This is a genomic window from Salinivibrio kushneri (assembly GCF_027286325.1).
GTDB lineage: Bacteria > Pseudomonadota > Gammaproteobacteria > Enterobacterales > Vibrionaceae > Salinivibrio > Salinivibrio kushneri_A.
Genome location: NZ_CP114588.1, coordinates 1,788,650 through 1,806,956, shown reverse-complemented (window position 1 = coordinate 1,806,956; position 18,307 = coordinate 1,788,650). Strand labels below are relative to the sequence as shown.

The window sequence follows — 18,307 nt, the reverse complement described above, 5'->3', positions numbered from 1 at the left end:
GATGGATCATGCAAATAATATGTACTCATTAGCTTGTGAGCTCTTCCCCATCAACCGTAGCTTAACGGGTGAGGGAGTTAGAAAAACATTAGATGTTATAAAACGCGAACTTCCTAACCTACATGTAGGTGAATTTAAGACAGGAGAGCAAGTCTTTGATTGGTCTGTCCCTAAAGAATGGTCAATAAAACAAGCTTATGTGCAAGATTTAGAGACTGGAGAAGTATTTATCGATTTCTCTGGACTAAATCTTCACGTCATGGGATATTCAGTACCTGTCGACCAGGTTATGACGATTGAACAATTGGATAGTAACCTTTACTCGCTACCAAACCAACCTGACGCAGTTCCATACGTAACATCTTATTACAAAGAACGTTGGGGTTTTTGTATTACTCATAACCAGAGAAAAGAACTTCTAAAAAATAGCAAGAGAAAAGTAAGGGTAAAGATTGAGTCAGAACTTTTTGATGGTGTTATGAATTATGGAGAGTTATTGATACAGGGGAGCAGTAAAGAAGAGGTTTTGTTATCTACCTATATATGTCATCCATCAATGGCTAATAATGAACTTTCAGGTCCCGTACTTGCGGTCGAGCTAGCTAAGTTGATTCAAAATATGAAAGACCTCAGGTATACGTATCGAATACTATTTCTTCCCGAGACTATAGGTTCAATTGCTTACCTTAGTAAAAACTTTAAGGTTATGAGAGATAGAACAAAAGCCGGTTTCGTGCTTACATGTGTAGGTGACAACAATTCCTACTCATTTATGCCAAGTAAGTATAATAATACATATGCAGATAGGGTAGCTGAGTACGTAATGAAAATTACGTCGACAAAATATACGAAATACTCATTTGTTGAAAGAGGAAGTGATGAAAGACAATACTCCAGCCCAGGAATTGAACTCCCTGTTGTCTCCATTATGCGTTCTAAATACGCCGAATATGATGAGTACCACACATCATTAGATAATTTATCTTATATTAGTCCTGATGGCCTTTATGGGTCTTATGATAAATATAAGAAATGTATCGAAATTTTAGAGACGGATTATCAATACCGCTGTAATGTAATGTGCGAGCCTCAACTCGGAAAGAGAAACTTGTATCCAACTGTAAGCACTAAAAATACAGTTAGCCAAGTTAAAGTGCTGCGTGATGTATTAATGTATTCTGATGGGAGTAATTCATTATTAGACATAGCAGATATAACTTCTCATAACTATTTTGATATACGTGACATCGCAAATAAATTAAGAGAAAATGAGTTAATATCGAGAGTTGACAATGATTGAACATTATAAAAGACACACCCCTCTTTTTTGGGGTTTTTTTCAACCAATGGAGAAAAAATACATTGATTTTATTTGTGAGGAGTTGAGGTTAAACGCAGTACATGTGTCTAAACGTGGGCAGCCAAATGTTTTTGAATTAGTAGCCCGAAGTGCTGAGTTTGAAAACAACCACATGTTACCTTTGGGTTGGGAAGAAGAATTCATTGAAAAGCACTTTCGAGAGTTCTTGTTTAATTATGACCGTTACTCGCTTTCTTTTGAAAAAAATGTCATCAGTGCGTTTGAAGGAGACTCTAATTATGATTATTTATGTGCAATAAACTACTACTTAAGCTATTTCTATAATTTAATTATCTCAAAAGGAATTACTCAAGTCGTTTTCAATAATCCGCCACATCAAGGAATTGATCTCATTATTTACTATTTGGCTAGTAAGCTTGGCCTAGATAAAAATATTCTATATCAAACGATTCTTCCAAATCGATTTTTTCATTACAAGAATATAGACGATTTTGGCCGTTATAGTAAATTTGTTACATTTAATCCTTCTGAGGGTTTCTCATTTGAGAAACGGTTTGAAAAAGAGTTGTTCTATATGGAAGGGAGAGTTGGTCATAATCACATGACCAGAATATTTAATAAGACATCACTATCACTGAGAAAGACAAAAAAAATCTTACGTAAGCTATCTTCAAAAGAGGATATGAAAAAGCTAATTGCTCATCGAAAGAAAAAATTTTATGGTGCAAAAGCCTTTACTAATGAATCAAAGTTTTATAGAAGTAAAGGGGAAAGTTTTGAATCGCTAAATATTAATTTAGAAGAGAAGTTCGTGTACTTTCCTCTGCATTATCAGCCGGAACTAACAACATCATGCCTTGGCGGACTATATACAGACCAACTGTTAGCCATTGAAAACTTAGCGCGTATTCTCCCTGAAGGCTGGTTTATATATGTAAAGGAGAACCCTAAACAAGGGCACTATATGCGTGGCAGAGCTTTTTACGAAAGGCTATCAAAAATAGAATCTGCGATACTAGTTAGCAAAAGTGTATCAACATATGAGTTACTGAAACAAAGTCAGGTTGTTGCTACGATATCTGGGACAGTTGGATGGGAGGCTTTGAGTGGAGGTAAGCCCATTATAACATTCGGTATGGCTTGGTATCGAGATTTCTCAGGAGTTCATTGTTTTTCACACAATCTGAATTTAAAAGATATTTCTAATCAAAATGTAGATCACACTAAATTGCAAAGCCAAGTTAATGAATTTTCTAAGTCCTGTAACCAAGGTATAGTGGCATCGGCATACAGAAAGTTGTATAAGAATTATGAAACTACTAAGAATAATGTTCTTTTACTAAATTTCTTTGATCAGTTAACAAAGTTATATGAAAACAATAATTAAAGTATTTAAGTATGTTGTAATGTCTATTCTAGATGTTATTTTTATCAAGAAAACACACAGAATTTGTATTTATACATCTACCGAAAAACATGATGCTAACTTAGTCTGCGTGGAACAGTACCTAAAGTATTTTCATAACGAATTTGAAGTGATAATGCTAACTGAAAAACCTTCGGGAAGCTTTCTAGAGAGACTTAAAAGCAAATATTATTTACTATCGAGTTATGTGCTTATTATCGATCATAAAATTCCGAAGTTCCTAAATGGGTATGGTAGGAAGATTTTTAATACTTGGCATGGCATTCCCTTAAAGACAATACGTTACCTGGATAGCGATAGATTCAATGAAAAGTTTCTTCAAAGAGAAGGTAGACTTCTTTCGGGGTTAGTATGTTCTTCCGAATTAGATCGAGCTGTTATGTCCGCATGCTTCCAGATTCATCCAAATAAGTGCATTTTAAGTGGCCTCCCTAGAAATGATATTTTGTTAGGAGGAGATGACCTTGTTTGGTTTAAAGATGAACAGGAGTTGCTACTTAGCAAAGAGATCCAAGGAAGAAGGGTAATCTCTTGGATGCCAACTTATCGTGGTACCTGGAATGAAGGGAATGTCATTTCACCTTTCGATAGTGAAAATGAATCGGAACTAGTTGAAACACTAAAAAAATATAATTGTGTTCTATTGGTTAGGTCTCACAAGTTTAGTGAGATTCAAGAACTTGATCTTTTGCGAGATGAGGGATTGATTATAAATGGCGATAAATATATAAATACGAATTTAGTACTTAAATACACGGATATTTTAATTACTGACTATTCTAGCGTGTGGTTAGACTTTTCATTGATATCTAAAAAAATAATATTGTTTACGTATGACAAAGATGAATATCAAAATGAAAGGGGAACTATATATCCCCTAGACTTAGTCTTTCAAGGTAAGATTTCAACTGATTTTAACAGTTTAAAAAAAGAAATTATCGCTCTCCTTCAGTTATCTAGCATCAGTGATTTCCAAGCCAGTCATATGTTTTTTAAATATATAGATGCAAATAATACAAAAAGGTTTGTCGACTATGTTCTTGACAAAATTAAATAGTAGAAAGGTTAATAGGGTTATACGACTTTTTTTCTGTCGGTCAGTATCTGTATCTAACAGTAAGGTTAAAGTCAAAAGATGCTTTGGTTTTAATCAGTTCATATTGTTTATCTATTTTTATAAAGATATTATTAAGGCAACTAGAAGTGATGACATATATAAGCTGTGTGTGCTAGTTTCCAAAACGAGAAACACATTGTCTGCTCTAAGATATTACAAGCTTTTTCTAAAAGTTTTATCGTTCATAAAAGATAAAGATCTAGCTTTAGAGTTGACGATACTAACCATTTTAGCTAATCCTCGGGTAGGAGATTATCTACGGTTTAATCACTGCGTTAATAGAAACGGCTTTTGCCTATATAGAATTTCAGGTGAAATAGAAAAAAGTCTATCATACAAAGATATAAATTTGTTTAGGTTGTATTGTTTAAAAAATTTTAATATCGACCTAGCAGTTTTGGATGTCGAAGATCTTATATATTTTTACTATCTGTCTGGTAATTACAAAAAAGTCATTGATTTAGCTTTAAGTATTAAGGATGTTAGTTCAATATCTAAAAAGTACTGTGACCTTGTTACTAAAAGTATGATTCTAGAAGAGCATGATTATTTACATGTTACTCAAAGCTTATGGTTTGAAAAGTCTAGTAGTAAATTGAAGACAGAGTTTTTTTTGTCTCGTTGTATGTTGAAAGAGGGTATGAAGGAAAAGACCAATCGTGACATGTCCGCCCTTCTTGATCGGCTGTATCCAACGAAGTTTAAGCAATCTTTGTCTGATGTAGATAAGTCGGAGAGACTTCATATTTTGAATTCCTGGGGGCCAGGCGATGATCTAAGGTTTTCTATAGTTATAGATGTAATGATATCCTTGGGGTATAAGTTAATTATATTCCATACCGAGCCTAGATTGGTTCCACTATTATCTTCGTTATATCCTGAAGTATCTGTTGAAGGTACATATAGAAGTAAAACTTTATCATATGATAATTTTTCCCATTTCGACAAAGTTTCTCCTCAAAAGCTTCATCATGTCTTAGATAATGATTTTTTTGAGAAAATTGGTGAAATATCGCAGTTCACACTAATTACAAACCTACTCCATGACGTCTTATTAAAACCTGTCACTTTTTCTGAAAAACGAAAGCTATCTGTTTTAAATAAGAGTTGTTCTAATACCATTAACGAATTTTTTTCTGGTTTCAAATCGAACCAACTTATTGTTGGTATCTCATGGCGGAGTATGAACGATCATGGCGTTCGGGGTAAAGACTACTTATCTATTACTGATGTCGTAGATATATTTGAAGGATTTGATAATATCGTTTTGATTAGTTTACAATATGACAACTGTGAAAAGGAAGTAAGATATTTTAATCAAGCCAGTAATGTAAGAATGTATATTCCTCCAATTGATCAAATGAACGACTTCTCCTCAGTGGTAACTTTGATGAACCAATTAAACCTTATAATTTGCACCGGGAACTCAGTGCTAGAGTTCGCCGGCTGTTCTGCCACTGAGACATTAGCGGTTTTATTAGATCCAGTGCAAACTTACCGGTTTGATAAAGGAAAAGATATTTGGTTTGATAATATATCTATTCTTGAAGACCCGAAGCATGCCACGTTAACTAGTACAAAAAAATTGATTAGGAATAGACTGAAAAGACTTATAGATAAAAATGAAAACTGTTAGGGTAATACTGAATAGACTACGACATGGTAAACTAGACTATCTTATTAGGCTTTCTTATCTTTTACTTTGTCAATGTATAGGGTTTTTTGTTAGCCATATTTTTCTCGTAAGACCAAAAAAGGCTATCTTCGAGAGTTTTAATGGTAAAAATATATGCGACTCTCCTCTTGCTTTATTAATTGAAATGGATAGGGTCTTATCAGGGTGGATGTTCGTATTAGTTACCAATAATAAAGAGGAGCAGGTTACAAATCTAACTGGAAATAATAAAATTATTTACGTAAGATTTAAGAGTCTCCAGTACTACATTTCTTATTTTACGTCTAAGTTTAATGTAGTAAACTGCCGACTACCTTATTTTATCTATAAAAAAAGTTCACAAATATTGATTCAGACATGGCATGGTGTCCCATTGAAAAAAATAGGGATGGATATTGACGTTGATAACCACCCTACTGCGTCGAAAGAGTCAATACGATTAGCTTATTTGTTAGAAGGGTGGCGTGCGGACTACTTTTTGTCCTCTTCTGATTACCTAACAGATAAGCTTTGCTCTGCATTTGGTATTGAGGAACATAAGGTGGTTTCATTTGGTTTACCTAGGAATGACGCTTTGGTTAACTCTAAAAGTCGCATTGATATTAGAAAGTTACTAAATATCCCTCCAGGTAAGAAGGTGCTTCTTTATGCTCCAACGTATAGGGATACTATCTACGAGCATGGTACATTTTCTGCGAGAAACCCGCTTGACTGCGATTTGTTTTGCTCTAGACTCTCAGAGGAGTATGTTTTTCTATTTCGAGGGCATTATTTTTCTGAGAAAAATGATGAGGCAAAGCATTTTATAGATGTATCTAATGTCAATGACGTGAACGAATTGCTACTGGTAACAGATATACTTGTTACTGATTATTCTAGTGTCATGTTTGATTATTCTATACTCAAAAGAAAGATGTATTTTTATCATTATGATTACGAAGAGTACGAGAATGAAACTCGAGGTATGTATTTTGATTTAAGAGAAGAGTGCTCAAGGATTCAATCCGAATCTATTGACGAGCTATTATATCTTATTAATAACGAGGTTGTTGATGAAAACTATTTATGTTGGAAGGAAAGGTTCATGTCTTTTAATAACTCCAAAACATCAGAACGCATTATTAGGCTAATGTTGTCTCATTGTGATTGAGTGGTATGGTTGCATGAGATTTAATTATTTAAAAAGTATAAAAATACTATCAAGTAGATTGTTGAAGGATTTTGACCTGATAAATGAAATGCACCAGTTAGTTTATAAATCTGCTGATATGCAGTCGATTAAGCTCGGAGCTATGAACTTCATGTCATCTTTCAGTAGTATGCTTGTCATGTTCTTGCCTATTAAAGTTTTTTTGCTGTTGTCAGGCGCTAGTCATCTTAAAATTCTTACCAAGTTCCAAGAAGATTATGGTAATGCTGCGTATTTTTCTTTTTTAATTTCTTTCACGTTATTGGTTTACCTGTTCAATATTTTTCTTCAGTTGTATATAAGTAGAACAGAAAAGCTCAACAAAAATAGTCTGGATTCTGATTGGTACCGTACTAAATATGGTAAATATGGTAAAGAGTTTGTAAAGTATGCGTTTAAAACCTACTCAGGTTTAATTGGCGATATAATGCTGGTCTGTATGTCGATAGTGCTTTTTGTTTTTATATCACCTATATTTTCCTTATTTTTTATATTGTCACAGATTACATATTTGATTATCGCAAAGTATTTTATCTTTACCGATAACAAATATGATTTTCTTGGTCGATTACATTTAGATGTTAATCAAGCAAATACACTGTTAAGTGGAACTTTTTTTTTGGTGATTTTTTCGTCGTTATTGGTGTCATATAACATCTCGTCAATGTCGGCAGGAGGGGCGATTTTGGTTTTACTATTGTCACGTATTGCTAACAACGCTATGAAATCTATTCTCAATAAAATATATGCAATTAAGAAAAAATTAAAAAGGTTATGAGATTAGCGTATGGATTGTATGTTGTTGTCCATATTTGTATTTAGACCGCGCTGTGAAGTCTTTCATAAACGAGTGGTTCGGTCATCTGCCTTTTTCTTAATATGCTTCTACGTCTCTCCTTAGGAACACAGAGTGAATAAGAATCGATATCTTTTTCTTAGAGCAGTACATTTTGTCTCTGGTTTAGTACCTTCTTTTTTATCTCTTTTCTTTCCAAGAGATAAAAAAACGATCATCTTTAATTCCCAGTTTAACACTACATTTGAACACAACTCTCGTGCGCTTTTTTTACATTTTTTAGCAAGTGAAAGTAATGGTATTGCTAAATTCGTTATTAATGATTCTGAAAAAAGAAGAGCGCTTCGTGAGAAATACGGTGACCACTTTATCACTAATGATCGCTTTAAAGATATAATTATGATAATGCGATCAGGCTTGTGGGTGTGCTCCTCTTTAGAGACACCATTAAGTGGATTTGGACTAAGTTTCAGACGAACCGTTATTCATTTAGGGCACGGGGCTCCAATAAAATCGGTAGGGTTGGGCGAGAAATATGTAAGCTTGGTAAAGTCTATTTACTACCGCTTAATTCGGACAAACTTTAGCTATTTAATGTCAAGTTCGGCAGCGTTTGATAGTGCGTGGGCAAAGTGTTTACACTTACCATCTTCTCATATTGTTCGGTGCCCACAGGCACGTTGTGATCAAGTTGTATCTCCTGACCGTCATTTAGTGAGTCTGATCCTTGATAAGAGCTCACATAATGTCCTATATGCGCCCACTTGGCGACCTTTTTCAGATACGCAGATATTTCCTTTCGATGATTTTAATCTGGACACACTTTGTGATGGCTTAGAAAAGAAAGGGGTGACCCTCTTCTTAAGACTTCATCCAAATTTTGAATTTGAGCTTGATGAAAAGTTACTAAAATGTGAGCGAATTAAACTGCTGTCTAGTCAAGATATTAGTGATATAAATCCAGTGTTAGGAGGGTTTGATCTTGTAATTACTGATTATTCAAGTATATATATAGACTTCTTGCTTACCGAAAAACCGGTGATGTTTTTACCCTACGATTATAACGAGTACGAAAGTACTATCGGTTTTTCAATCGATTACGAAAAGCTCACTCCTGGACCCAAACCTAACTCCTTAGTGGCGTTCTTATCTGAATTAGAAACTTTACTTACCGATTCCGATTACTATCTTAGTTGTCGAAAAAACGCGAATAAAGTACTTAATCCTATTATGCGTGATCATGCAAAACATACACTTAACGTAGTTAAGACGTTGGCTAAGCGTTAAACGAGCTTGCGAGTAATCGATATAAAGCGCTAGGCCGTAAGCATTCGCCTAGCGTTTGAATATGGTTTAACTTAAGTACGATGAATCATGGATGTCATGATTCTTCATAATGCATATGCTGAATATAATGCATATGTCCAATTGCGTTATGCAGGCTTTTTAGTGTTGGTTGGTTGCATATATCCAGTAGGCGCTTCGAGCAGTATACGTTTAATACATTCAACATCAAAATAATGACAACAGCTGTCTAATTCGCTGAGCAATATAGTCATATCATCCCATTGCAGCTTATCTTCACATGCGGTCATAATTTTTTCGTGGCCAGTACCCTCAACGTTATCGCCAATCAATAACTCTTCATAGAGCTTTTCGCCGGGTCTTAGTCCCGTGAATTTGATTTCTATATCCCCATCTACGTTATTGGTGCTCTTTTCTCGAAGGCCCATGAGTTTGATCATACGCTTGGCCAAATCGAGAATTTTGACCGGCTCGCCCATGTCGAGGACAAATACCTGACCATTGTGACCAATGGCACTGGCTTGGATCACAAGCTGTGCCGCCTCGGGGATCAACATAAAGTAACGGGTGATATCTGGATGTGTCACTGTTACTGGGCCGCCGGCACGAATTTGTGATTTAAATAGCGGTACCACAGAACCTGACGATCCTAGCACATTGCCGAAACGCACCATGGTGAACGTTGTTTGACTTTGTTTGTCCGCCAGGGCTTGTAAGACTAGCTCAGCCAGGCGTTTACTGGCGCCCATAATATTTGTGGGCCGTACCGCTTTATCGGTTGAAATAAGGGTAAAACTCTCGACCTGATTCGCAATTGCAGCGTTAGCACATGCGAGGGTACCAAATACGTTGTTACGTATGCCTTCTACAATATTATATTCAACTAAAGGCACATGTTTATAAGCCGCGGTATGGTACACCGTATTGATCTCGTGAGTAGCCATTAGCTTACTGAGCCTATGCTCCTTTTGCACCGATCCTAGTGCAGCGACAAGCTGTACATTAAGCGCTAAATTGATACGCATTTTTGACAGCGTCTGATGGGCGCGGTAAAGGTTATATTCGTTTAGTTCAAAAAGGATTAGCTTGGCAGGCTTTAGCTTTAGCGCTTGCTGGCATATTTCTAGACCAATTGAGCCACCGGCTCCCGTAACCAATACATTTTTATTGGTGATTTGTTTAGCTAACAGGGTAGGGTCGGGTTCAACCGGTGCGCGGCCTAATAAATCAGCAATGTCGAGATCTTTTATATCGGCAACACTATTTTTTCCGGCGGCAATGTCTTCCACGGAAGGGACGGACTGGATCTCAATTGGCCAATGGGCAAGTTTTTCAAGTAATCGTAGCCGCTCACCTTGGGTCACATTATTAATCGCAAGTAGAAGCTTTACGGGCTGATAGAGCGACCGCAGTCCATCAAATTCTGATGGATGATATACTCGAATACCGTACATGATCTGGCCTACTTTCGCGCTATCATCATCGAGGATTGCTGCAGGATGATACTCATTACCCTGGATCAGCGCGTAGGCTAAATCCCTGCCTGTTGCACCTGCACCATAAATAAAAACATTTGGCTTACTGCGTTTATAATATTGCTCATAAAGTATGCGGAACAAAATCCTTGGCCCACCGAGAGTGAGAATGGCAATACCGGCATAGATAAAAGGCACGCTGCGCGGGATAAAAGACTGAAAAAAGAAGCCGCTTAGCGCTAACGTAATCGCCGACAAGGTAACGGCAAGAAAAATATGACCAATGGCTGGTAAGGTCATGTACCTTAATACAGCCCGGTACATGCCGAGCCTGATAAAGCAAAACACAGTGGCGAGGTTCGTGGCGAAAAAAGAGGCGGCCTCTTCGATACCAAACTCAAACGTGGTGGTGCCGAGGCGAAACACAATTGCAAGATAAATAGAAAGCACCACCGCAACCATGTCATAAGATGCCGTAATTAGGCGTTTTTTGCCGCGGCTGGCATTGAGAAGTGGCTTAATAGGCGTGAACATTAGCGACCATTCGATTTAATTGATTTGATGAAAGGATGTTACTTGTCACCAATTTAGTTGACTTCACAGGCAATTACGAGAAATTGACGATTGATTTTACCCGAAGAGCCGACAACAATGGTACTAAATTTGCAATGTTGTATGTGAGACGTTTCACAGATGAGTTTGTTACTTACCGGAAGTTCGGGGTTTGTGGGTCAAGCGGTGGTTAGTTTAGCGACAGAACGTCGTCTCAACGTGCGAGAAGTGGTACGCACCAAAGCAGGCGCCCAGCGAGCAAATCAGCGTGAGACGCAAACGTCTCGATTTTGGGTGGATGCCATCAATGGCGCTACGGATTGGGAAGGGGCCTTCGAGGGAATCGATTGTGTGGTTCATTGCGCCGCGCGGGTGCATCACATGCATGAAACCGAGGCTGACGCACTGGCAGCGTACCGTTCCATTAACACCGAAGGGAGCCGGCACTTGGCACAGCAAGCCGCGGCTGCCGGAGTTAAACGGTTTGTGTTTATTAGCTCGATAAAAGTGAATGGCGAAGCGACCCCCCCTAACCAGCCGTTTTATGCCGATGATAAGCCCAACCCACAAGACCCATATGGCGTCAGCAAATATGAGGCCGAGCAGGTACTGTTTGATATTGCTCAGCAAACCGGATTAGAGGTGGTAGTGATCCGTCCGCCATTGGTATATGGGCCCGGCGTAAAAGCGAACTTTCTCACCATGATGAAATGGACAAAACGCCGTATACCCTTACCATTGGGAGCCATTTATAATCGACGAAGTATGGTCTATGTTGATAATCTTGCCGATCTGATCCTAACGTGTTGTATCCACCCTAATGCAGCCGGGCACGTATTCTTAGCCTCCGATAATGACGATGTCTCGACAACTCGGTTACTAAAAACCGTCGCGCAAGCAATGCGCCGACGTGCCTATTTACTGCCGATTCCCGCGTGGTTACTGACTCGCATGGCTCAATTAGTCAATAAACCGCAGTTGTCGCAGCGTTTATGTGGTGACTTGCAAGTGGATATTCATAAAACCATGGGCCAACTTAACTGGCAACCGCGTTATAGCGTAGAGCAAGGGATCGCAAAAACCGTGAGTGACTATCTTGCAAAGAAATCCCATCTTGCAAAAAAACCTTATCTCACAAAAAAACCTTAACCAAGCCAACATCCACCACACCTAAGACAAGGCATTGTTCGTGATACGTTTACTCGATTTTATTTTTGCATTCGCCGGCCTACTGCTACTGTGGCCTATCATTATCGTGATCGCTGTTTTTGGATACTTCGATACCGGGGCGCCTATTTTTAGGCAAACCCGCGTTGGGAGAAATCAGCAGCCGTTCACATTAGTTAAATTTCGTACCATGCCGATACACACGCAGTCTATGGCAACTCACTTGGTCAGTGCAAGCGATGTGACCCGTCTAGGGCGTTTTCTACGCAGAACGAAGCTGGATGAATTGCCGCAGCTTATCAATGTGCTGCGTGGCGAGATGAGCTTGGTTGGCCCGCGTCCATGTTTGTTTAATCAAACCGAGTTGATTGAAGCACGAGAGCAACGGGGGATTTTTGATGTCAGGCCGGGGATCACCGGCCTGGCTCAGATTAATGGTATTGATATGTCAGATCCTACCAAACTCGCCCAATGGGATCACGACATGCTCGCAACCTTGTCATTAAAGCAGTATTTTCTCTACATCATCGCAACGGTGCTGGGCAAAGGTGCGGGAGACCGTACCAGCTAAGTATTAGCGTTATTTCGTTCACTATTGGGTGAGATCACCATACTTGCAAAAATCACCACTCCGAGTGAAAAAAACAAGATCCCGGAGTGGTGATTGATGTAGTGTTGCGTCAACATACAACCCGCGATAAGTATCAGGTGACAACGTAGTAATACGACAGCGAATTGATTCTCTGGGCTACTGCTTCTTTTGCCTTTTCTCGTTACTATCCAGGGGGCTGAGAGCATTAAAATCAGCGTGCCAAAACCGATTAAGCCTTTTACTTGTAACTCTTCTAAATACTGATTATGCGCGCGGCTGGAGCCTACTATAACGGCGTCCGAATAACCTTGTTCAACCAATCTCTGTTTTGCCGCAATGATGTTCGTATAGCCTGCCCCTGTGATAGGGTTTTCGGCCGCTATCAAGAGCGCTGCTTTCCATAACTCGAGCCTAACTCCTGAAGAGCTACTGACACGCGGCGTTGGCAGCGTGACAGATTCTATATCCGCCTCTGTTGATTGACTTTTGTCTTGAGGTGACGATTCTTTTGGTTGACTAACAGGTTCCGGGCGCATTGGCGTTTCGGTCACTTGCTCGTATCTAGCCAAATCCGATAAGACCAAGCCTGCGCGGTTTAACGCAGGCACAAGGGCGGTGGCTATAATGAGAGCAATACTGGCTCCCATGGCTACATAATCGCGGCGCGAGAAAACCTTGCGATAATAAACTAGCGCCCACAAGGCGACAAAGGGCGTAATCACCCATGAGCCACGGCCGCCACTAAGTAGTATGGCGATAAAGCCTAGGGTGATGCCTAGAAAGGCGATGGCCTTTAAAGCCGGTAACCTTCGTTGACAACTATAGATATAGGCAAAGATGCTAAAAACGCTTAAGCTGGCCGCCATGCCTGCCACTTGGATCGGCATAAACCCGCCGGTTGAAAGCGCGCGAATATCGAGCATGTAATGCTGATACAGTGCGATGCTTCCCGCTACAGACGCCCCTATACCACAACCATAAAAAACGGCTTTCAGCGATGGGGGATACGTCAAGAGCAACGCAAAAATCAAAATGGCTAACAGCACACGGCTAGGCATATCCAGTTGCGTATAATGCCCGCCCGGCAGGGCAAAGGCGAGTGTGACCAAAAAGTAGAGCACCAATGAGCCACTAATCAGCATGGCGGGGCGTGTTTTTAGTGCCTGCCACGTATTCGGTAACATAAATAAAGCGGTGATCGCCAGCAAGATCCCCACATATTTGTAAGATTCTGGCGTGATAAGCAAGGTGGCGAAGTAGGCCAAACACAACAAGCTAGTGAGCTGTTGGCGAGAAGTGAGCAGCAAGGTCTTTTCCTCTATCTTATGTCTGGTTTTCATGACTAGTGTGGAGTAGAAATGCGGTTGCATTATACATATGTGGTTGTTGGTTGCACTTTTTGTGGTGGAATACGAACAGAGCTAAGCCAAGCACGATATGCTTTTTTGTCAGTCCTGGAGCCAGAGTCAGGTGGAGAGCGATGCTGGAATTAGTTATAGTAAAAGGATAAGAGACGACCCGAGAGACAGTCCTGATATGCCAAACAAAGCAGCTGCGCTTATTCCTGCCCGTGGGGGGTCCAAGGGGTTGGCAAGAAAAAACGTACTTCCCGTTAATGGTAAGCCACTGATTGCATGGACAATTGAGGCAGCGTTAAGTAGCTGGTATATCGATCAGGTGTTTGTCTCAACCGAAGATGAAGAAATTGCCCGGGTAAGCGAAGCATTCGGCGCACAAGTTATATCGCGACCCACTGAGCTTGCATCGGATGAGGCGAGCAGTATCGATGTGATTGCCCATGCGATCACATGGCTCGAGCAGCATGCGATAGATTGTGACGTCATGACGCTATTGCAGCCAACGTCACCGTTGAGAACAGCACAATGTATAGATAACGCGTTTACGCTTTACCGTGATAAAGATGCGGACTTTGTGATCAGCGTCTTTGAGCCGCGACACACACCGGTAAAAGCCTACATTGCTCAATATGATGGGTCGATCTCTGGGCTGTTCAGCGATGATGCCCCGTATCAACGGCGGCAAGACTTACCACGTGCTTTTCAACCAAACGGTGCTATCTATATTTTTTCGGTAGCAGGGTTTAAACGCAACAACCACTTTCCTAGGTCTAACACCTTCCCGTATGTGATGTCAGAGTATTTGTCTGCGGATATCGATACTCAGCAGGATTTAGATGTTGTAGAAAAAAGAATGGAGGAATTGAGAAATGACTCACCCTGTGTTTGAAATCTCAGGCAGAAAAATTGGCCTTGATTATGACCCGCTTGTCATTGCAGAGATTGGCATAAATCACGAAGGCTCTTTGGATGTTGCGTATCAAATGGTTGATGCGGCGATCGAAGGTGGTGCCGAAGTGATAAAACACCAAACGCATGTTGTCGAAGATGAAATGAGCGGGGAAGCTAAAAGTGTCGTTCCTGGCAATGCCGATGTGTCTATTTACGAGATAATGGAGCGATGTGCCCTCAGTGAGGAAGATGAAACAAAGCTAAAGGACTATGTCGAGTCCAAGGGCGCAATTTTTATCAGCACGCCTTTCTCTCGCGCCGCTGCGCTGCGCTTGGAAAGAATGAACGTTCCTGCATACAAAATAGGCTCAGGGGAATGTAATAACTATCCGTTGCTTGATCTAATCGCGGGGTTTGGCAAGCCAATCATCTTGAGCACTGGGATGAATGATATTGAATCAGTGGCTAAGGCAGTGGCAATTTTTAGAAAGCATCAAACGCCATTTTGCTTGCTTCATACCACCAACCTTTATCCCACCCCTGATCGTTTAATACGTATTGGTGCGATGGAGCAGTTACAAGCTGCGTTTCCTGATGCCGTTGTCGGTTTGTCTGATCATAGTATTGATAATCTCGCCTGCTTAGGGGCGGTCGCTGCTGGCGCGTCAGTACTTGAGCGCCACTTTACAGATAGTAAAGATCGGCAAGGGCCTGATATTATTTGCTCGATGGATATCGAGGAGTGTAAGGCACTTATTCACCAGTCTTGTCGCATGGCACAGATGCGAGGGGGGGAAAAGAAAGCGGCTGCTGAAGAACAAGTGACCATCGACTTTGCTTACGCCAGTGTTGTGACGATTGCCGAGATTAAAGAGGGCGAAGCACTCACTCGTGATAATATTTGGGTGAAACGCCCCGGCACGGGCGACTTTCTTGCCGAAGACTACGAGCGCTTGTTAGGGAAAAAAGCAGCGTGTGTGATTCCAGCGAATGTTCAAGTAAAGAAAAAATATATCAGCTAGTATGAAAAAAATCCTATTTTTGACAGGTACTCGCGCTGATTTCGGTAAGTTGAAAAGCTTGATCAGTAAAGTAGAGAGTCACCCTCACTTTGAGGCGTATGTGTTTATCACGGGCATGCATATGATGGCTAAATATGGCATGACAGCACGTGAAGTAGAAAAAGCGGGATTCACTAATCTTTACACATACATTAATCAAAACAGCTACGATTCGATGGATATAACCTTGGCGAAGACGATACAAGGGCTTTCCGACTACGTTGCCGAAACTTCACCTGACATGATTGTGGTGCACGGTGACCGTGTTGAGGCCATGGCTGGCGCGATTGTGGGAGCGCTTAATAACATTCTTGTCGCACATGTTGAGGGTGGTGAGGTGTCGGGCACTATTGACGAATTGATCCGTCACTCTGTTTCAAAAATGTCGCATATCCATTTTGTCTCTAACCAAACGGCGAAAAGTCGCCTCATTCAGTTGGGTGAGACAGAATCGAGTATATACACCATCGGCTCACCTGATCTTGATATTATGACTTCTCCTGACTTGCCTTCGCTATCTGCAGTAAAAGAGAGATACGAGATTGGGTTTGACGCTTATGCGGTGTTTATGTACCACCCAGTGACAACAGAGCTAGACAAGCTGAGAACACATATATCGAGTACTGTTGATGCGCTACTCGACAGTGATGAAAACTATGTCATCATTTTCCCCAATAATGATTCAGGATCAGAGATAATTATTGAAGAATTAGAACGATTGAAAGGTCATAGTCGTTTTAAAATCTACCCCAGCATCAGGTTTGAGCACTTCTTAACCCTGCTTAAAAACGCTGATTTTATGATAGGTAATTCTAGTGCAGGTGTGCGAGAAGTGCCTTTTTATGGGAAACCGAGTATCAACCTTGGAACAAGACAAGACAAGCGTGCAAATGCCTGCTCTATTTTTAATGTTGCTGAAGAAAAAAACTCGATTTTAAAAGCGATCGATAAGGCTAAGAAAGCACAATTCACACCGGTAAAAGAATTTGGTTTGGGTAACAGTGATAGGTTTTTTTTGCAGGCGCTCGAATCAGATGCGATATGGTGTATTAGCAAACAAAAAGTGTTTGTAGATCTATGCCGAGATACAAAATCGGTCTAGAAAGTATTGGATTAAATCTGTTATGAAAGATTTTTTAAATCGCCTTTGGCGCATCGCTTAGTTAGTTGAAAGCCCAGATGTTGACGTGTGTTTATGCAATAACCTGTGGTAAAGAGCTAAGCGCCATATCAACCAATATGGCGCTTTAAAAATAGTTATGATGAGTTGTTTATGAATTTATTCTTAGTGACATCACCCTTTCAATACCTTTGTGCTTTAGAGGCCAAAAAGCACTACAAAACTAAAAAAAATATATTATTTTTAGTTGACCAAAATAGCACACGTGGCATCGAGCAGCAGGGAAAAATTTTTAATCCGTGTGAGTGGGACCATGTCATCACAACAACAAGAAAAAATAGAACGATAAACATCCCCAAGGCGATAAAAAAGATAAAAAAAATCATTAAAGGCGATAAAATAGACACTTTTTTTTATGGGGAGTACAATGCATGGCGTACCAAATTAGTTGTTGAGAATTTTCGCATAAAAAAAGATGTTTACTTTGATGATGGGACGCTAACAGTTTGTGAGCTACCTGAGTTCATTGAAACTAAAATGACTTACTCTCGAAACCGCTTGTTTCAAGATATCCTATTAAGACTATACGGTTGCAAGCCCACGACGAGATCTTTACCGAGAGAGAACTTGGAGCTATTCACGATTTTCGATCTAAATAGCAACATAGTTAATATCGAAAAGAATACGTTTAGCCACTTAAAGGCACATTACAACCACATCGATCTTTTCTCTGAGCATGCGCCAATAGGCTTTATCGGACAAGGCGCTGTAGGGCACAAAGGTGGACAGTCGGTGTCTTCGTACATAGAGCGTGTATCACAATTTGCGAAAAGCACGAAGAACGGCATTGTATACTTTCCTCATCGCACCGAGTCGAACGACGTTGCAGAAGCAATTGCGACTATAGAAAATGTAACGTATCACAGAAGCACTTTACCTCTAGAGCTTGAGTTAATAGATAAAAAAATACAATTATCCTGTCTGTATGGCATGAACTCAACAGCGCAATATACCGCTAGCCTGTTTTATCCTAATATGCCGATTTATAATTTAATCCCCCCTGGTGAAAGCTTGAGCCCGCGTCAAGAGAGAATAAGGATTTTTTATAAAGAGTCGGGCATTGAGGAGGTGCTAAGTTGAGGTGTTTTCAAGCCTCTAGGGTTTTGCCTTGGTTCTTGCTCTAACCCAATACATTGTACGATAATCCCGATACGATTTGGGTGGGGCGGTGTTTTAGCACGACTGCAAAAAACAAAGGACAA

At 40.1% G+C, this 18,307-nt stretch carries 15 protein-coding genes; 13 read left to right on the top strand and 2 right to left on the bottom strand.

The window, feature by feature from the left end:
• Window position 1: 1 nt before the first annotated feature.
• The 7 genes from N8M53_RS08505 to N8M53_RS08475 all read left to right on the top strand — a co-directional run bounded on the left by N8M53_RS08505 (window position 2) and on the right by N8M53_RS08475 (window position 8,811).
• Window positions 2-1,300 (top strand): DUF4910 domain-containing protein, encoded by a 1,299-nt coding sequence (locus N8M53_RS08505; RefSeq protein WP_269578467.1) that lies wholly within the window; start codon window positions 2-4, stop codon window positions 1,298-1,300.
• On the top strand, window positions 1,293-2,708 hold the full coding sequence (locus N8M53_RS08500; protein ID WP_269578466.1) for a hypothetical protein: 1,416 nt from the start codon (window positions 1,293-1,295) through the stop codon (window positions 2,706-2,708). The genes N8M53_RS08505 and N8M53_RS08500 overlap by 8 nt, the downstream gene beginning before the upstream one ends.
• Window positions 2,709-2,727: 19 nt before the next feature.
• Entirely contained in the window at window positions 2,728-3,804 is a 1,077-nt protein-coding gene (locus tag N8M53_RS08495; RefSeq protein ID WP_269578465.1) for a CDP-glycerol glycerophosphotransferase family protein, read from the top strand.
• A 457-nt stretch (window positions 3,805-4,261) separates the two neighbouring features.
• Entirely contained in the window at window positions 4,262-5,500 is a 1,239-nt protein-coding gene (locus N8M53_RS08490) for a hypothetical protein (protein WP_269578464.1), read from the top strand.
• Window positions 5,487-6,689, top strand: a complete 1,203-nt coding sequence (locus N8M53_RS08485; RefSeq protein ID WP_269578463.1) for a CDP-glycerol glycerophosphotransferase family protein — start codon at window positions 5,487-5,489, stop codon at window positions 6,687-6,689. Before N8M53_RS08490 ends, N8M53_RS08485 begins: the two co-directional genes overlap by 14 nt.
• On the top strand, window positions 6,682-7,506 hold the full coding sequence (locus N8M53_RS08480) for a hypothetical protein (RefSeq protein WP_269578462.1): 825 nt from the start codon (window positions 6,682-6,684) through the stop codon (window positions 7,504-7,506). The genes N8M53_RS08485 and N8M53_RS08480 overlap by 8 nt, the downstream gene beginning before the upstream one ends.
• A 132-nt stretch (window positions 7,507-7,638) precedes the next feature.
• Entirely contained in the window at window positions 7,639-8,811 is a 1,173-nt protein-coding gene (locus N8M53_RS08475; protein WP_269578461.1) for a CDP-glycerol glycerophosphotransferase family protein, read from the top strand.
• Between the two features lie 146 nt (window positions 8,812-8,957).
• Here N8M53_RS08475 and N8M53_RS08470 read toward each other — a convergent pair whose 3' ends face one another.
• Window positions 8,958-10,838, bottom strand: coding sequence for a polysaccharide biosynthesis protein (locus tag N8M53_RS08470; RefSeq protein ID WP_269578460.1), 1,881 nt, complete (start codon window positions 10,836-10,838; stop codon window positions 8,958-8,960).
• Window positions 10,839-10,997: 159 nt separating this feature from the next.
• On the opposite strand from N8M53_RS08470, the gene N8M53_RS08465 reads away from it, so the two are divergent.
• Window positions 10,998-12,005 (top strand): UDP-glucose 4-epimerase family protein, encoded by a 1,008-nt coding sequence (locus N8M53_RS08465; protein ID WP_269578459.1) that lies wholly within the window; start codon window positions 10,998-11,000, stop codon window positions 12,003-12,005.
• 40 nt (window positions 12,006-12,045) lie between these two features.
• Entirely contained in the window at window positions 12,046-12,594 is a 549-nt protein-coding gene (locus N8M53_RS08460; protein WP_269578458.1) for a sugar transferase, read from the top strand.
• On the opposite strand, the gene N8M53_RS08455 is transcribed toward N8M53_RS08460, so the two are convergent.
• On the bottom strand, window positions 12,591-13,955 hold the full coding sequence (locus N8M53_RS08455; RefSeq protein ID WP_269578457.1) for an O-antigen ligase family protein: 1,365 nt from the start codon (window positions 13,953-13,955) through the stop codon (window positions 12,591-12,593). The genes N8M53_RS08460 and N8M53_RS08455 overlap by 4 nt on opposite strands.
• A gap of 196 nt (window positions 13,956-14,151) precedes the next feature.
• Here N8M53_RS08455 and N8M53_RS08450 point away from each other — a divergent pair, with 196 nt between their 5' ends.
• From N8M53_RS08450 to N8M53_RS08435, 4 genes are all read left to right on the top strand, one after another.
• Window positions 14,152-14,862 carry a cytidylyltransferase domain-containing protein gene (locus N8M53_RS08450; protein ID WP_269578456.1) on the top strand — a complete coding sequence of 237 codons (711 nt, stop codon included), beginning with the start codon at window positions 14,152-14,154 and terminating at the stop codon, window positions 14,860-14,862.
• Window positions 14,843-15,886: an N-acetylneuraminate synthase family protein gene (locus N8M53_RS08445; protein WP_269578455.1), complete on the top strand. Its 1,044-nt coding sequence runs from the start codon at window positions 14,843-14,845 to the stop codon at window positions 15,884-15,886. Before N8M53_RS08450 ends, N8M53_RS08445 begins: the two co-directional genes overlap by 20 nt.
• A 1-nt stretch (window position 15,887) precedes the next feature.
• Window positions 15,888-17,027 carry a UDP-N-acetylglucosamine 2-epimerase gene (gene neuC, locus N8M53_RS08440; RefSeq protein ID WP_269578454.1) on the top strand — a complete coding sequence of 380 codons (1,140 nt, stop codon included), beginning with the start codon at window positions 15,888-15,890 and terminating at the stop codon, window positions 17,025-17,027.
• A gap of 171 nt (window positions 17,028-17,198) precedes the next feature.
• A complete protein-coding gene (locus N8M53_RS08435; RefSeq protein WP_269578453.1) occupies window positions 17,199-18,185 on the top strand; it encodes a glycosyltransferase 52 family protein in 987 nt (328 codons plus the stop codon).
• The last annotated feature ends 122 nt before the right edge of the window (window positions 18,186-18,307 follow it).

What these genes read in the sequence shown, in the direction of transcription:
- N8M53_RS08505 (WP_269578467.1), top strand. Translation starts at nt 2, where the DNA reads ATGGATCATGCAAATAATATGTACTCATTAGCTTGTGAGCTCTTCCCC.
- N8M53_RS08500 (WP_269578466.1), top strand. Translation starts at nt 1,293, where the DNA reads ATGATTGAACATTATAAAAGACACACCCCTCTTTTTTGGGGTTTTTTT.
- N8M53_RS08495 (WP_269578465.1), top strand. Translation starts at nt 2,728, where the DNA reads ATGTCTATTCTAGATGTTATTTTTATCAAGAAAACACACAGAATTTGT.
- N8M53_RS08485 (WP_269578463.1), top strand. Translation starts at nt 5,487, where the DNA reads ATGAAAACTGTTAGGGTAATACTGAATAGACTACGACATGGTAAACTA.
- N8M53_RS08470 (WP_269578460.1), bottom strand. Translation starts at nt 10,838, where the DNA reads ATGTTCACGCCTATTAAGCCACTTCTCAATGCCAGCCGCGGCAAAAAA.
- N8M53_RS08465 (WP_269578459.1), top strand. Translation starts at nt 10,998, where the DNA reads ATGAGTTTGTTACTTACCGGAAGTTCGGGGTTTGTGGGTCAAGCGGTG.
- N8M53_RS08455 (WP_269578457.1), bottom strand. Translation starts at nt 13,955, where the DNA reads ATGAAAACCAGACATAAGATAGAGGAAAAGACCTTGCTGCTCACTTCT.
- N8M53_RS08450 (WP_269578456.1), top strand. Translation starts at nt 14,152, where the DNA reads ATGCCAAACAAAGCAGCTGCGCTTATTCCTGCCCGTGGGGGGTCCAAG.
- N8M53_RS08445 (WP_269578455.1), top strand. Translation starts at nt 14,843, where the DNA reads ATGACTCACCCTGTGTTTGAAATCTCAGGCAGAAAAATTGGCCTTGAT.
- neuC (WP_269578454.1), top strand. Translation starts at nt 15,888, where the DNA reads ATGAAAAAAATCCTATTTTTGACAGGTACTCGCGCTGATTTCGGTAAG.
- N8M53_RS08435 (WP_269578453.1), top strand. Translation starts at nt 17,199, where the DNA reads ATGAATTTATTCTTAGTGACATCACCCTTTCAATACCTTTGTGCTTTA.